The following is a 13,828-nucleotide window of genomic DNA, read 5'->3' as shown; positions in this document are numbered from 1 at the left end:
GGGTACGACCGAACGACTACACAATGGGGTGGGGAATGTTCAGCGACACCAGTGCACAGCAGACGGCCTTGCAGAGCGCCCAGCGCGCGATCGCGGCGGGAGTCACGGACGGCGAGCTCGCGGCCTTGTCGCGCGCTCCCGAGGTCAAGGTGAGGGCTGCCGTCGCCGAACACGCGGGCACGCCGCTCACGACGCTGCTCAAGCTCGCGCAGGACACCGCGGTCGACGTGCGCATCGGCGTCGCACGCAACCGCCGCAAGGGCATCCCGATCGAGCTTCTCGAGGACCTCGCGAAGGACAAGAGCGTCGACGTGGTCTACGCGCTGATCGACAACCCCTCCGTGCCGGAGTCGCTCATCGCCAAGCTCGGCCGTCACCTTCACCGCGAGTACGCGAAGGCGGCCCGCGCGCGCCTGTCCGAGTCGAAGAACGGCACGTGGGCACCGGCCGTGGAGGCCGCAGCCGAGCCCGCGCCCACGCCTACGCCGGCCGTGCCCTCGTTCCCCGCAATCCAGGAGCCCACCGTCGCGCGCACTCCCGTCACGCCCATGGCGGATCGCTCGCGTGCCGACGCGCTCGACATCCTGTTGGGCGACAAGCGCTAGGCGCGCTTCGGCGCGCGGCCCCGTGCGACGGCCTCGATCTCGCCGCGAGCCAGGCGGATCCGCAGGATGTCGCCCTTGGTGATGGACGTCGCGTCCGAGACGACCGTCCCGTCCGGCGTGCGCACCACCGCGAAGCCCCGCTCGAGCGTGCTCTGTGGACTGAGGGCGCGCAGCGTCGCCGCGAGCGTCGCCGTCTCGGACCGCGCCTGCGCGAGAGTCGCGTGCATTGCGCGATGTGAGGCCGCCGTCGCGAGGGAGAGCGCGGTCGCGAAGGGGGCCAACATGGCCTCGGGCCGCGCGAGCACGGGCCGGGCCCTGAGTGCCTCGAGCGCCGCGGCCTCGCGTCGCGCCGTGCGGATCATCGCTCCGGCCAGCGACGACCTCGCTCTCGACAGGCCCGCGCGCTCGGCGGCGGCATCGGGGACGATGCGCTTGCCGGCGTCCGTGGGCGTGGAGGCCCTGTAGTCGGCCACGAGGTCGAGCAGGGGAGAGTCCTTCTCATGCCCGATTGCGCTCACGAGCGGGGTCGCGCACGCCGCCGCCGCGCGCACGAGCGACTCGTCGCTGAAGGGCAAGAGGTCCTCGAACGACCCGCCGCCGCGCGCGACCACGATCACGTCGATCTCGGGAAGCGCGTCGAGCTCGCGGATTGCGGCCACCGTCTCCGGCACGGCCCGTGGGCCCTGCACCGTGACGCGGCGAATCTCGAACGTCACCCCCGGCCATCGTCGGCTTGCGTTCTCGACCACGTCGTGCTCCGCGTCCCCCTGGGTCGCGCATACGAGGCCGACGGTGCGGGGGATGAACGGCAGCGCGACCTTGCGGTCCGCGTCGAAGAGTCCCTCCCGTGCGAGCGCCTCCTTGAGTGCCTCGAGCCGTGCCAGAAGGTCTCCCAATCCGACCTGGCGCACGTCCCTGCCGGCGAGCTGGAGCGTGCCGGATCGCGTCCACCATTCGGGCTTGGCCTGAATGACGACTCGGGTGCCGTCCGTGAGGGCGGTGCCCAGGGCATCGGCCGCGCTGGCGGGGAGCGTCGCGCTGAGCGACATGTTCTCGTCGGTGTCACGCAGGGTGAGGAAGACCAGGTGTCGCCAGCGCTTGACGTTGAGGACCTGCCCCTCGACCCACACGGGGGGCAGGCGCGACACGAACTCGCCGATCTTGGGGGAGAGGTGGCGCACGGGCCACGGCCGCTCCGGCGTGGTCTCGGCCGCAGTCGCGGGAAGCGTGTGCGGGGCCGGCTCGTTGTCCTGCGGGGGCGTGGTCGGCTCGGTCACGCGCCCCAGCCTGCCACGTAGGATGGAGACCATGCCCGCCCCCACCACCAAGCGTGTCCTGCTCGCTGCCCCGCGCGGCTACTGCGCCGGCGTCGATCGCGCCGTCATCGCCGTCGAGAAGGCTCTCGAGCTTCACGGTGCGCCCGTGTATGTCCGCAAGGAGATCGTCCACAACAAGTACGTCGTGGAGACGCTGTCCGAACGTGGCGCGATCTTTGTCGACGAGACGGACGAGGTTCCCGAGGGCGAGCGCGTGGTCTTCTCCGCGCACGGCGTGTCCCCGGCGGTGCGCGCGGCGGCGGACGCGCGCAGCCTGCAGACCATCGACGCGACGTGCCCGCTGGTGACCAAGGTGCACAAGGAGGCGATTCGCTTCGCCCGCGACGGTCGCACGATCCTGCTGATCGGCCACACCGGTCACGAGGAGGTCGAGGGGACCGCCGGCGAGGCGCCTGACCACACGATCGTGGTGAACTCCCCGAGGACGTCGCCACACTCGAGGTGGCGGATCCCGACAACGTCGTGTGGCTCTCGCAGACCACGCTGTCGGTCGACGAGACGATGGAGACGGTGCGCCGCCTGCGCGAGCGCTTCCCCGCGCTGCAGGACCCGCCGAGCGACGACATTTGCTACGCGACGCAGAACCGCCAGGTGGCGGTGAAGAAGCTCGCGCCCGCATGCGAGTTGGTGATCGTCGTGGGGTCGGCCAACTCGTCCAACTCGGTGCGCCTGGTCGAGGTGGCGCTTCAGTCCGGAGCGGACGCGTCGTATCGGGTCGACCGTGCGGCCGAGCTGCGTGACGAGTGGTTCGACGGCGTGACGACCGTGGGCGTGACGTCCGGGGCCTCCGTGCCCGAGATCCTCGTGCGCGACGTGCTCGACTCGCTGTCGGCGCGAGGCTTCGACACCGTCGAGGAGGTCAGGACCGCGACCGAGGACCTCATGTTCTCGCTGCCGCGCGAGATCCGTGCCGACCTCAAGGCCAAGGAGGCCGAGCGCGCGCTGCGCGCCTAGTCGTGTGAACCGTCGTTGCCGGACGTGAGTTCCGGCGCGGCGAGCAGCCGGATGTCGGACTCGACGCGCTCGACGGGCGGCAGCTCGGCGGCGATCTGCTGCATCTCGCCGAACTTGCGGGCGCTCACGAGCACGCGCGACTCGAGCGAGGCGACCGTCGAGTTGTAGGCGCGGCCCGCCTGGTCGAGCGCGCGTCCGACCTTGCTCAGGTGGCCCGCCATGGTCGACAGGCGGTCGTAGAGCTCCTTGCCGAGCGCGAGCACCTGCTGCGCGTCGCGCGCGAGGGCGTCCTCGCGCCACGCGTGCGCGACGGTCCGCAGCATCGCGACGAGCGTGGTGGGCGTGGCGATGAGCACCCCGCGTCCGTACGCGTACTCCTGCAGCGAAGAGTCTTGCTCGATCGCGGCCTGGTGGAAGGCCTCGGAGGGCACGAACATGACGACGAACTCGGGAGCGGAAGCGAACTGGTCCCAGTAGCGCTTCGCGCTGAGCTCGTCGACGTGCCTGCGCACGTGACGCGCGTGAGCCTGCAGTCGCTCGACCCGGACCGCCTCGTCGTCGGTCTCGAAGGCCTCGAGCAGGCCCACGAGCGCGACCTTCGCGTCCACGACGATCGTGCGGCCGCCCGCGAGGCGCACCGTCATGTCGGGGCGGAGCGCGCGGCCCTTGCCGTCCCTCACGCTCTCTTGTTCGACGAAGTCGACGTGGGGGAGCATCCCCGCGAGCTCGACCACGCGACGCAGCTGCACCTCGCCCCAGTTACCCCTCACGTCCGAGCGGCGCAGCGTGTTGATGAAATCGTCGGCCTTGCGGCCCACTCGCTCCGAGGCCTCGAGCATCTGACGCACCTGCTCGGCCAGTGCAGCCTGGCCCGCTGCCCTCGCGAGGTCGGAGTCGGCCGTCTGCCTGCGCATCGTCTCCAGGGTCCGCGCGAGCGGCTCGACCATCTCCCTGATCGCCTGCTCGCGCTGCGCGAGCGTCGCGCCGCCCTGCTGCTCCGAACGCTTGAGGCGCTCGTGCGCGAGATCGAGGAACTGCGCCTGGCTCTCCCGCAGGGCCTCGGCGCTCAGGGCGCGGAACTCCTGGCGGAGCGCGGCGCGCTGGGCGTCGGCGCGTCGGGTGGCGGCAGTCGCCCCGATCGCGGCACCGAGTGCGGCACCGAGGATGAGGCAGAGCAGGGCGATCAGCAGGGTGTCCATGCCACGACGGTCCCACGCGCCACCGACAGGGGACGGAGGTCGGTCCCGCAAAGGAAACGCGACGCAAGAATCCTGCGCGTCACGCATCACTCTTGTGACGCGGACCACATGAAAGCGCTTCCTTGCGCACGGTGGTTACTATTTGGTCACAAAACCACGCCAGGCGGCACAAGGAAACATCGCGTTAACTCGCACGTGTCTAGCCTGGCAGGGTGGCACGTCATCAGCGTGCTCATCAGTCGCCGTCCCGAGACCCGGGACGACGCCTATCCCAGCCCGCCTCAGGCGGGCGCACATAGGAGGAATAGTGAAGATCAGCAAGTCCGTGCTCGGGGGTGTGGCTGTCGCGTCCGCGGCTGCCCTCGTCCTCGTCGGCTGCTCGTCCACCGGTTCCGAGACCGACCCGTCGGCTTCGGCCGGCGGCGGTACGACCGGCGACGCCATCATCAAGACCAACGGCTCCGAGCCCGCGAACCCGCTCATCCCGAGCGCCACCAACGAGACGGGTGGCGGCAAGATCATCGACGCGATCTTCGCTGGCCTCGTGTACTACGACGGCGACGGTGCCCCGCATAACGAGGTCGCGGAGTCCATCACCACCGAGGACTCGCAGACCTTCACGGTCACCCTCAAGGAGGGCTGGACCTTCACCGACGGCACTCCCGTGCTCGCCCACAACTTCGTGGACGCGTGGAACTGGGGCGCGGACCTGGCCAACGCCGAGGTCTCTCTGAACTCGTACTTCTTCGAGGCGATCGAGGGCTTCAGCTGGGACGAGTCCGTCCCGGAGATGTCCGGCCTCACCGTGGTCGACGACCTGACCTTCACGATCACGCTCAAGCAGCCCCAGGCCGACTTCCCGCTGAGCCTCGGCTACTCGGCGTTCTACCCGCTGCCCGACTCGTTCTTTGAGGACCCCGAGGCTTTCGGTGCGAACCCGGTGGGCAACGGCACCTACATGCTCGAGGACCCGGCCGACTGGCAGCACGACGTCCAGATCGAGCTCGCGGTCAACCCCGACTACGCGGGTGAGCGCGTCGCGCAGAACGACGGCCTGCTGATCACGTTCTACGCCACGCAGGACGCGGCCTACGCCGACCTCCTCGCGGGCAACGTCGATGTGATCGACGGCATCCCCGACTCCGCGTTCGCGACCTTCGAGGCCGACCTTGGCGACCGCGCGGTCAACCAGCCCGCCGCGATCTTCCAGTCCTTCACCATCCCGGAGCGCCTCGCGCACTTCTCGGGTGAGGAGGGCAAGCTCCGTCGCCAGGCGCTGTCCATGGCGATCAACCGCGAGGAGATCACCGACGTGATCTTCCAGGGCACCCGCACCCCGGCCTCCGACTTCACGTCGCCGGTCATCAACGGCTGGTCGGACTCGATCCCCGGCTCCGAGGTGCTCGCGTACGACCCCGAGACCGCGGTGGAGCTGTGGGCCCAGGCCGACGCCATCTCCCCGTGGGAGGGCACCTTCGAGATTGGCTACAACGCCGATGGTGGCCACCAGGGTTGGGTCGACGCTGTTGCCAACTCGATCAAGAACACGCTGGGCATCGAGGCCGCCGGCGCCCGTACCCGACGTTCGCGGAGTTCCGCACGTCGATCACGGACCGCGTCATCGAGACCCCGTTCCGCACCGGCTGGCAGGCGGACTACCCGTCGCTGTTCAACTTCCTCGGCCCGCTCTACGGCACCGGTGCAGGATCGAACGACGGCGACTACTCGTCCGAGGCGTTCGACACGCTGCTCGCGGAGGGCTCGTCCCTGACCGACACGGACGAGGCCAACGCGAAGTTCCAGGAGGCGCAGGAGATCCTGTTCCAGGACCTTCCGGCCATCCCGCTGTGGTACTCGAACGTGACCGGCGGCTACGCCGAGACCGTCGAGAACGTGGTGTTCGACTGGCACTCGGTGCCGCTGTTCTACCAGATCACCAAGAACTAGTCGGATCGACGGCCCGTCCCGCTACCCGCGGGGCGGGCCGTCGCACGTCCGGAAACGGCCGGACGTCCCGACGCCGCGTGCCACCGAGTGGGTATCCTCGCTCCGTGCGGGGCACGCGGTCCCGGCCCAGTAGAATCGGCTTCCTTATGCTCAAGTCTCAGACATCGTGGGAGCGCCCATGCTGATGTACGTGGTGCGCCGCCTCCTGCAGGCGATTCCTGTCTTCCTTGGAACAACGTTCCTCATCTACTTCATGGTCTTCTCAATGCCGGGAGACCCGATCATCGCGTTGTTCGGTGACAAGACCCCGAACCCCGCCGTGCTCGCGGCGATTCGCGAGCAGTACAACCTCGACGAACCGTTCATCGTGCAGTACTTCCTGTACCTGCAGAACCTCGTCACGGGAAACCTTGGCGTGACCTTCTCGGGCCAGGAGGTCGTCGACGTCCTCTCGCGTGCCTTCCCCGTGACGCTCAAGCTCGTGGCGATGGCCGTCGTCATCGAGTTCATCCTGGCGGTCGTGATCGGCCTCATCTCGGGGCTGCGCAAGGGCGGCATCATCGACAACGCGAACCTCGTCACCGCACTCGTCCTGAGCTCGGTGCCGCCGTTCGTCGCGCTGTTCGTCGCGCAGTACTTCATCGGGATCAAGCTCGGTTGGGCTCCGGTCACCGTGGGGGCCAATGCGACGTGGGGGTCGATGCTGCTCCCCGCGATCGTCATCGCGCTCACCATCTACGTGACGGGCATGCGTCTCATGCGCGGCTCGGTGATCGAGGCGCAGTCCGCAGACTACGTCCGCACCGCGGCCGCGAAGGGCCTCACCGCGCGTCGCATCATCCCCGTGCACGTCGCGCGCAACTCGCTCATCCCCGTGGTGACCAATACCGCCGCGAGCTTCGGTGCGCTGATCGCGGGCACCACGGTCACGGAGGGCATCTTCAACATTCCCGGCGTGGGCAAGGTCCTCTACGACGCGATCCTGCGAGGCGAGAACGCCACCGTCGTGTCCTTCGTCACCATCCTCACGATCCTCTACGTGATCGTGAACATCCTGGTGGACCTGTTGTATGCCGTCCTCGACCCAAGGATTCGTTATGTCTGAGCGCACCACCGAGCACTATGTGGCGCCCGTCGACCCCGACGAGAAGGTCGAGGTCGACCGCGTTAAGCTGAGCGAGCGCAAGTCGAACCTGTGGCTCGACGCGTGGCGCGACCTGCGTCGCCGGCCGCTGTTCTACATCGCCATGTCGATCGTCCTTGTGGTCGTGGTTGCTGCGCTGTTTCCGTCGCTCTTCACAGACGTCCTGCCCAACAACGACTGCTTCCTCGAGAACTCCAATGCCGGACCCGCCGAGGGCCACCCGCTGGGCTTCACGCGCCAGGGCTGTGACGTGTACTCGCGCATCGTCTATGGCGCCAGCACGTCACTCTCGGTGGGGCTGCTCGTGGTCGCGATCACCGCGGCGATCGGCATCCCCATGGGCGCGATCGCGGGCTTCTACGGTGGCTGGGTCGACTCGCTGCTGTCGCGCGTGGGCGACATCTTCTTCTCGATTCCCTACTTCCTCGCGGCCGTGGTCGTGATGTCGGTGCTGTCCGCGCACCGCAACGTCTTCGTGATCTCGCTCGCTATCGGTGGATTCGCGTGGGCCTCGCTCGCGCGCATCCTGAGAGCGGAAGTCCTCCAGGTGAAGAACCTCGAGTACGTGATGGCCTCGGAGGCGGTGGGACGCGGCAGGTTCAGCACGCTCCTGCGTCACGTGCTTCCGAACTCCCTCACCCCGGTGATCGTGTACCTCACGATCGCGCTCGGTGCGGCGATCACCGCGGAGGCGACGCTGTCCTTCTTGGGAATCGGACTGCCCAACACGATCATGTCGTGGGGCAACGACATCGCTCAGGCGCAGACGTCCATCCGAGTGGCGCCCATGGCGCTGTTCTGGCCGTCGCTCGCGCTAACCATCACGGTGCTCGCGTTCATCGTGCTTGGCGAGCTCATCCGTGACGCGCTCGACCCGAAGGCGAGGGCCCGTCGATGACCGACACCACCGTGCAGACCTCGGCATCAGGCCGGCCCTTGGCCGATCCGAGCAAGCCGCTCGTCCAGGTCAAAGACCTCGAGGTGACGTTCAAGACCGGGACGGGCGACGTTCACGCCGTCCGCGGCGTCTCGTTCGACATCTATCCCGGCGAGACCGTAGCGATCGTGGGCGAGTCCGGCTCGGGCAAGTCCACCACGGCGACCGCGCTCATCAAGCTGCTTGCCGGCAACGGCCGCATCTCCGGCGGCAAGGTGCTGGTCGAGGGCAAGGACATCACCGGCTACAGCGAGCGCCAGATGGCGAGCGTGCGTGGCGGGGTCATCGGCTACGTGCCGCAGGACCCGATGTCCAACCTCAACCCCGTGTGGTCCGTGGGCTTCCAGGTGCGCGAGGCGATCCGTGCCAACGGCGTCGCCAGCGGGCGTAAGGACATCCAGGCCAAGGCGATCGAGGTGCTCCAGCAGGCGGGCCTCGCCGATGCCGAGCGCCGCATGGAGCAGTACCCGCACCAGTTCTCGGGCGGCATGCGCCAGCGCGTGCTGATCGGCATCGGCCTGGGCGCGGACCCCAAGCTCCTCATCGCGGACGAGCCGACATCGGCGCTCGACGTGACGGTGCAGAAGGTGATCCTCGACCACCTCGAGTCGCTCACGCGCGAGCTCAACACGGCGCTGCTGCTCATCACGCACGACCTGGGCCTCGCGGCCGAGCGGGCGTCGAAGCTCATCGTCATGCACCGTGGGCGCATCGTGGAGTCGGGCGACAGCCTCGAGATCCTGCAGCACCCGCAGCACCCGTACACCAAGCAGCTCATCGCCGCGGCGCCGTCGCTCGCATCGCGACGCATCCACTCATCCACAGGCGCCGCCGTGACCGAGGGTGTCGACGCGATCGACATGCTCAAGCTCGCGGTCAAGCACGAGGACACCGAGGCGGTCATCGAGGCCGCTCCCGTCATGGTCTCCGTCAAGGACCTGCGCAAGACGTACTCGATCCGTCGCGGAGGCTTCAAGTCGGAGCCGCTGCACGCTGTCGACGGCATCTCCTTCGAGATCCACAAGGGCACCACGCTCGCGCTGGTGGGAGAGTCGGGCTCCGGCAAGTCCACGGCCGCGCGCCTGGTGCTGGGTCTCGAACCGCCGACCGAGGGCGAGATCGTGGTCGGCGGCCAGAACATGGCGGGCGCCTCCGCGAAGCAGCTGTTCGATCTGCGTCGCCGCATGCAGGTGGTCTTCCAGGACCCGTACGCCTCGCTCGACCCGCAGCGGTCGATCGGCGCGATCATCGCGGAGCCGCTCAAGGTGCACGGCGTGGGCGACCGAGTGTCGCGCCACGCACGCGTCGAGGAGCTGCTCGAGCAGGTCGCACTGCCCACCGAGCTCGCGCACCGCTACCCCAACGAGCTCTCGGGCGGCCAGCGCCAGCGCGTCGCGATCGCGCGTGCGCTCGCGCTCAAGCCCGAGGTCGTGGTGCTCGACGAGGCCGTCTCGGCGCTCGACGTGCTTGTCCAGGCGCAGATCCTGCAGCTCCTCGCGGACCTGCAGGAGGAGCTCGGGCTCACGTACCTCTTCATCACGCACGACCTCGCGGTCGTGCGCGTGGTCGCGGACGCGGTCGCGGTGATGGAGCAGGGCAAGATCGTCGAGGCCGGCCCCACGGACGAGATCTTCGAGAACGCCCAGCAGCCGTACACGCAGCGTCTGCTCGACGCGATCCCCGGAGCGGGTATCGAGTTCGGCAACTAGGACACACACCGAAGGCCCCGGCGATCCTCATTCGGATCGGCCGGGGCCTTCGGCGTGTGTGCGGGATCTACTCGAACGGCGCGAGGTCGCCCGGATCGGGGATGTCGACGTCCGGGACGCGGTCCTGCGCCGGGGGCGCCTCGCCCACGACCTCCGTCGCCGGGCGCACCTTGTCGAGCGCCTGCTGATCGCGGGTATGCGCGAGGCCGGGATTGAAGATCTCCTCGAAGCTCATCTCGCCACAGTAGGGCGCGACGGCGCCCACGTCACCTGCCCGGGGCATCGTCCCCGTGCCGGGTGGCGCGACGAGGGGACGATGCCGGCGCGGCCGCGCCGGTAGACTGGCTCCCCGTGGCACTCACCATTGGAATCGTCGGACTCCCGAATGTCGGCAAGTCGACCCTGTTCAACGCCCTCACCCGCGCCGAGGTCCTGGCCGCGAACTACCCGTTCGCGACCATCGAACCCAACGTGGGCGTGGTTCCGCTCCCTGACGCGCGGCTGGGCCAGCTCGCGACGGTGTTCGGCTCCGAGCGCGAGGTCCCCGCGACGGTGTCGTTCGTGGACATCGCGGGAATCGTCAAGGGCGCGTCGGAGGGCGAGGGCCTCGGCAACGCATTCCTCGCGAACATCCGCGAGGCCGATGCGATCTGCCAGGTGACGCGCGCGTTCGAGGACCCGGACGTGGTGCACGTCGACGGCAAGGTCGACGCCGCCTCGGACATCGAGACCATCAACACCGAGCTCATCCTGGCGGACCTGCAGACGGTCGAGAAGGCGATCCCGCGCCTCGAGAAGGAGGTGCGTGCCAAGAAGGCCGAACCCGCCTTCCTCGCCGCGGTCCAGACCGCCAAGGAGATCCTCGAGTCGGGCACCGCGCTCAGTGCGGGCGCCGCCGCCGCGAAGCTCGACCTCGCGGACGTGCGCGAGCTCAACCTGCTCACCGCCAAGCCCTTCATCTATGTCTTCAACACGGACGATGCCGGGCTGCTGGACGCTGACAAGAAGGCCGCTCTCGCGGCCCAGGTCGCGCCGGCCGAGGCGATCTTCCTCGACGCGAAGTTCGAGTCCGAGCTGGTCGAGCTGACCGAGGACGAGGCCCGCGAGATGCTCGCGGAGAACGGCCAGGACGAGTCGGGGCTGGATCAGCTCGCGCGCGTGGGCTTCGACACGCTCGGGCTGCAGACGTACCTCACCGCGGGCCCCAAGGAGGCGCGCGCGTGGACCATCCGCAAGGGCTGGACCGCGCCGCAGGCAGCCGGCGTGATCCACACCGACTTCGAGCGCGGCTTCATCAAGGCCGAGGTGGTGCACTTCCACGACCTCATCGAGGCCGGGTCGATGGCATCCGCGAAGTCGGCGGGCAAGGTGCGCATCGAGGGCAAGGACTACGTGATGCAGGACGGCGACGTCGTGGAGTTCCGGTTTAACGTGTAGAGGCGGCCCAAGGGCTGGTCGAGCGAAGCAGCGTCCGGCCGGTCGCGCACCTCGGCTGACCTTGACGGCCCCCGACACGACGATGCTCGTTGAGCCGATGCGCGAGGCACCGCTGAGGGCGTCCGTATGCTCACTGGCGTGAATGTGCTCGGAGTGGTCGATATCGATGTGGAGGACCGAGGGCTCGGGTTCGGACCCCTGCGAGGCCTTGCGTTCACTGTCGACGGCATGAGGCTCGCGCGGTGGCACGAGCAGCTCAACGGTGGAACCACGTACGGGCTGATCTGCGCGGGGACCACGCCCGACGGCATTGCAGAAGCGCTTGAATGGCTCGACCCGGATGTGCCCTTCTCGGAGAGCCACCGCCCCGTCGAGGTGTGCTGGTGCCGCGATCCCGGGTGCGGGCTCGTGGGGGCGCGGATCGAACGCCGCACTTCCGTGGTGAGCTGGACTGGGCTGTGCCGGTACGACATCTTCAGTGACGGTCCGCCCGCCGAGACCTCAGTGGAGTTCATGTTCGACGAGAGGGACTACCGCGTGGTTCTGGATGAGATTCGCGCGCGGTGCGCGCAGGCGACGGTCCTTGAGCAGGACCCAAAGCGCAGGTTTCGTCGACAGGAACCGCCTCGCGAGGTCGTACGCCTCTAGAGAGCGGCGGCAATCCGAGCGCTTGCGTCTGTCGGTACGCTCGAAGCTCATGCTCTGAGGTTGCTCGGCTCTCGAACACCGTTGGGTCCAGAGTTAACGCGTAGCGTCATTGACGCTCTCCGTTATGCGATGCTCGTGTGATCAGATCCTTCAGCGACAAGAACGCTGAGCGGATCTGGGACGAGCATTTCGTGAAGGCGATCGATCGGCGGGATCAGCGCGCCGCGCTTCGCAAGCTTGAGGCGCTCCACGCTGCGGCGGAGGTGGAGGACCTGCGGATCCCACCAGGAAACCGGCTCGAACTGCTCACGGGCGATCGCGCGGGTCAGCACAGCATCCGTGTGAACGACCAATGGAGGATCTGCTTTCGATGGAAGGACGGAGGTGCGGATGATGTCGAGCTCGTCGACGACCACTGAGGACGACCTGATCCAGCCGGTCCATCCCGGAGAGGTCCTCATGGAGGACTTCATCGAAGGGTTCGGGATCACCCAGAACAAGCTTGCGGTCGCCATCGGGGTCCCTCCGCGGCGCATCAACGAGATCGTCCACGGTAAGCGTGGCATCACGGCCGACACCTCGGTGCGGCTCAGTGCGTACTTCGGGACGACGGCTGAGTTTTGGATGAGCCTGCAGTCCCACTACGAACTGCGGCTCGAGCGTCGCGCTCTTCGCGACCAGGTCGCGGCGATCATCCCGCTGCAGGTGGCGTAAGCGACTCGTCTTCGGTGTCGAGGTGCTTCACGCTCGACGCCAGAGGGGAAATGCGATCGCCGTGCTCGGCCTCGCGCTCACATCGGTGGCGACGACTGGCGGCCACCAGGCGAGCTGCGCCGCTTCTGTCGAGGCCGAAAGCCGAGACTATTGACAGGGCTGTTGCGGAGTTCCGGTGTGACGTCCCAGGTCACGCATCCGCGCCGCCCGGAGCCTCCGGCCACTCGAGCACGCGCGCGCTCGCGTAGTCCCTCTCGGCGCCGTCGAGGGGGTCGACGAAGCGCAGCCGCCGTGCCACGAGCCTCAGCGGCGAGGAGAAGTCGGCCGGGTCGACATCGAGCACGTCCGGGTACAGCGGGTCGCCCACGATCGGCAGCCCGGCGTCGGACATCTGGAGGCGCAACTGGTGCGTCTTGCCCGTCACGGGCGTGAGCCGGCACCGCGCGTACGCGCCGCGCGCCTCGAGGACCTCCACCACGGTCTCCGCGTTGGGCTCTCCCGGCACGAGTTGCGCCTGGAGGCTCCCGCGCCGCTTCTCGATGCGCCCGACCAAGCGGCGCGGGAAGGTGATCGCCGGGTCAAGGCGCGCGATTGCCTCATACGTCTTCGCGACGTCGCGCGACTGGAAGGCGCCGGCGTACGCACCTCGCACCTCGCGACGCGTCGTGAAGACCAGGACCCCCGCGGTCAGGCGGTCGAGACGGTGCGCTGGCGCGAGCTCGGGCAGGTCAAGCGCGAGCCGCAGTTTCACCAACGCGGTCTCGCGCACGTGCACCCCGCGCGGGGTGGTGGCGAGGAAGTGGGGCTTGTCGATCACCACCAGGGTCTCGGTGCGATCCAGGATCTCGAGCGGGAAGGGGACCGGCACCTCGTCCTCGAGGGGACGGTGGAACCACACGAAGGCGTGCGGGCGGTACGGCTCGTCGCCGGTCAGGACCGTTCCGGAGTGGTCGACGAACTCCCCGGCCGCGAGCCGTGCCTCCACCTCGGCAGCGGCGGGCAGGCGCGACACGAGGAAATCGCGCATCGTCGCCCACGTGGGTTCCCCCTCGGGGCCGCGCCCCGGCGTGCGCACCCACGCGGCGTCGAGCCCGTGGCGCTGGGGCAGGGGAGAGCGCGGCGGCATCAGGCGGGCGTGGCGTCGGCGAGAGGGGGCACGCCGAGCATCGTACGGCCCGCTCACGTCGCACGGCCTTA

13 protein-coding genes and 1 pseudogene are annotated in these 13,828 nt (G+C 68.6%); 10 read left to right on the top strand and 4 right to left on the bottom strand.

Features of this window, described 5'->3' with window-relative positions; all coding sequences use genetic code 11:
• Positions 1-35 precede the first annotated feature (35 nt).
• Positions 36-605 (top strand): hypothetical protein, encoded by a 570-nt coding sequence (locus QUE44_RS07835; RefSeq protein ID WP_286213954.1) that lies wholly within the window; start codon positions 36-38, stop codon positions 603-605.
• Here the strand turns inward: QUE44_RS07835 and xseA are convergent.
• The gene (xseA, locus tag QUE44_RS07830) at positions 602-1,882 is read right to left on the bottom strand and encodes an exodeoxyribonuclease VII large subunit (RefSeq protein WP_286213953.1); all 1,281 of its coding nucleotides are present in this window, start codon (positions 1,880-1,882) and stop codon (positions 602-604) included. The two genes, QUE44_RS07835 and xseA, sit on opposite strands and share 4 nt — an antisense overlap.
• Before the next feature lie 31 nt (positions 1,883-1,913).
• Here xseA and QUE44_RS07825 point away from each other — a divergent pair.
• Positions 1,914-2,896, top strand: a pseudogene (locus QUE44_RS07825) (4-hydroxy-3-methylbut-2-enyl diphosphate reductase).
• Here the strand turns inward: QUE44_RS07825 and QUE44_RS07820 are convergent.
• Positions 2,893-4,095: a DNA recombination protein RmuC gene (locus QUE44_RS07820; RefSeq protein WP_286213952.1), complete on the bottom strand. Its 1,203-nt coding sequence runs from the start codon at positions 4,093-4,095 to the stop codon at positions 2,893-2,895. The pseudogene QUE44_RS07825 and the gene QUE44_RS07820 sit on opposite strands and share 4 nt — an antisense overlap.
• 307 nt (positions 4,096-4,402) lie before the next feature.
• Between QUE44_RS07820 and QUE44_RS07815 the strand changes: the two genes are divergently transcribed.
• From QUE44_RS07815 to QUE44_RS07800, 4 genes are all read left to right on the top strand, one after another.
• Positions 4,403-5,866, top strand: coding sequence for a peptide ABC transporter substrate-binding protein (locus QUE44_RS07815; protein ID WP_350226814.1), 1,464 nt, complete (start codon positions 4,403-4,405; stop codon positions 5,864-5,866).
• A 354-nt stretch (positions 5,867-6,220) separates the two neighbouring features.
• Positions 6,221-7,147 (top strand): ABC transporter permease, encoded by a 927-nt coding sequence (locus tag QUE44_RS07810; RefSeq protein ID WP_286213950.1) that lies wholly within the window; start codon positions 6,221-6,223, stop codon positions 7,145-7,147.
• Positions 7,140-8,084: an ABC transporter permease gene (locus QUE44_RS07805; protein WP_286213949.1), complete on the top strand. Its 945-nt coding sequence runs from the start codon at positions 7,140-7,142 to the stop codon at positions 8,082-8,084. Before QUE44_RS07810 ends, QUE44_RS07805 begins: the two co-directional genes overlap by 8 nt.
• Positions 8,081-9,832: a dipeptide ABC transporter ATP-binding protein gene (locus QUE44_RS07800; protein WP_286213948.1), complete on the top strand. Its 1,752-nt coding sequence runs from the start codon at positions 8,081-8,083 to the stop codon at positions 9,830-9,832. The genes QUE44_RS07805 and QUE44_RS07800 overlap by 4 nt, the downstream gene beginning before the upstream one ends.
• 67 nt (positions 9,833-9,899) lie before the next feature.
• Here the strand turns inward: QUE44_RS07800 and QUE44_RS07795 are convergent, their stop codons facing one another.
• A complete protein-coding gene (locus tag QUE44_RS07795; RefSeq protein ID WP_286213947.1) occupies positions 9,900-10,067 on the bottom strand; it encodes a hypothetical protein in 168 nt (55 codons plus the stop codon).
• Positions 10,068-10,183: 116 nt separating this feature from the next.
• Here QUE44_RS07795 and ychF point away from each other — a divergent pair, with 116 nt between their 5' ends.
• The 4 genes from ychF to QUE44_RS07775 all read left to right on the top strand — a co-directional run bounded on the left by ychF (position 10,184) and on the right by QUE44_RS07775 (position 12,631).
• A complete protein-coding gene (gene ychF / locus QUE44_RS07790; RefSeq protein ID WP_286213946.1) occupies positions 10,184-11,269 on the top strand; it encodes a redox-regulated ATPase YchF in 1,086 nt (361 codons plus the stop codon).
• Between the two features lie 138 nt (positions 11,270-11,407).
• Entirely contained in the window at positions 11,408-11,917 is a 510-nt protein-coding gene (locus QUE44_RS07785) for a hypothetical protein (protein ID WP_286213945.1), read from the top strand.
• A gap of 137 nt (positions 11,918-12,054) precedes the next feature.
• Positions 12,055-12,336 (top strand): type II toxin-antitoxin system RelE/ParE family toxin, encoded by a 282-nt coding sequence (locus QUE44_RS07780; protein WP_345378381.1) that lies wholly within the window; start codon positions 12,055-12,057, stop codon positions 12,334-12,336.
• A complete protein-coding gene (locus QUE44_RS07775) occupies positions 12,311-12,631 on the top strand; it encodes a HigA family addiction module antitoxin (protein ID WP_286213944.1) in 321 nt (106 codons plus the stop codon). Before QUE44_RS07780 ends, QUE44_RS07775 begins: the two co-directional genes overlap by 26 nt.
• A gap of 190 nt (positions 12,632-12,821) precedes the next feature.
• Here QUE44_RS07775 and QUE44_RS07770 read toward each other — a convergent pair whose 3' ends face one another.
• Positions 12,822-13,757 (bottom strand): pseudouridine synthase, encoded by a 936-nt coding sequence (locus QUE44_RS07770; protein ID WP_286213943.1) that lies wholly within the window; start codon positions 13,755-13,757, stop codon positions 12,822-12,824.
• Positions 13,758-13,828 lie beyond the last annotated feature (71 nt).

The organism is Demequina sediminis, assembly GCF_030296675.1.
GTDB lineage: Bacteria > Actinomycetota > Actinomycetes > Actinomycetales > Demequinaceae > Demequina > Demequina sediminis.
Note: the sequence above shows the minus strand (reverse complement) of the source record. Positions and strands in the feature narration are given on the sequence as shown.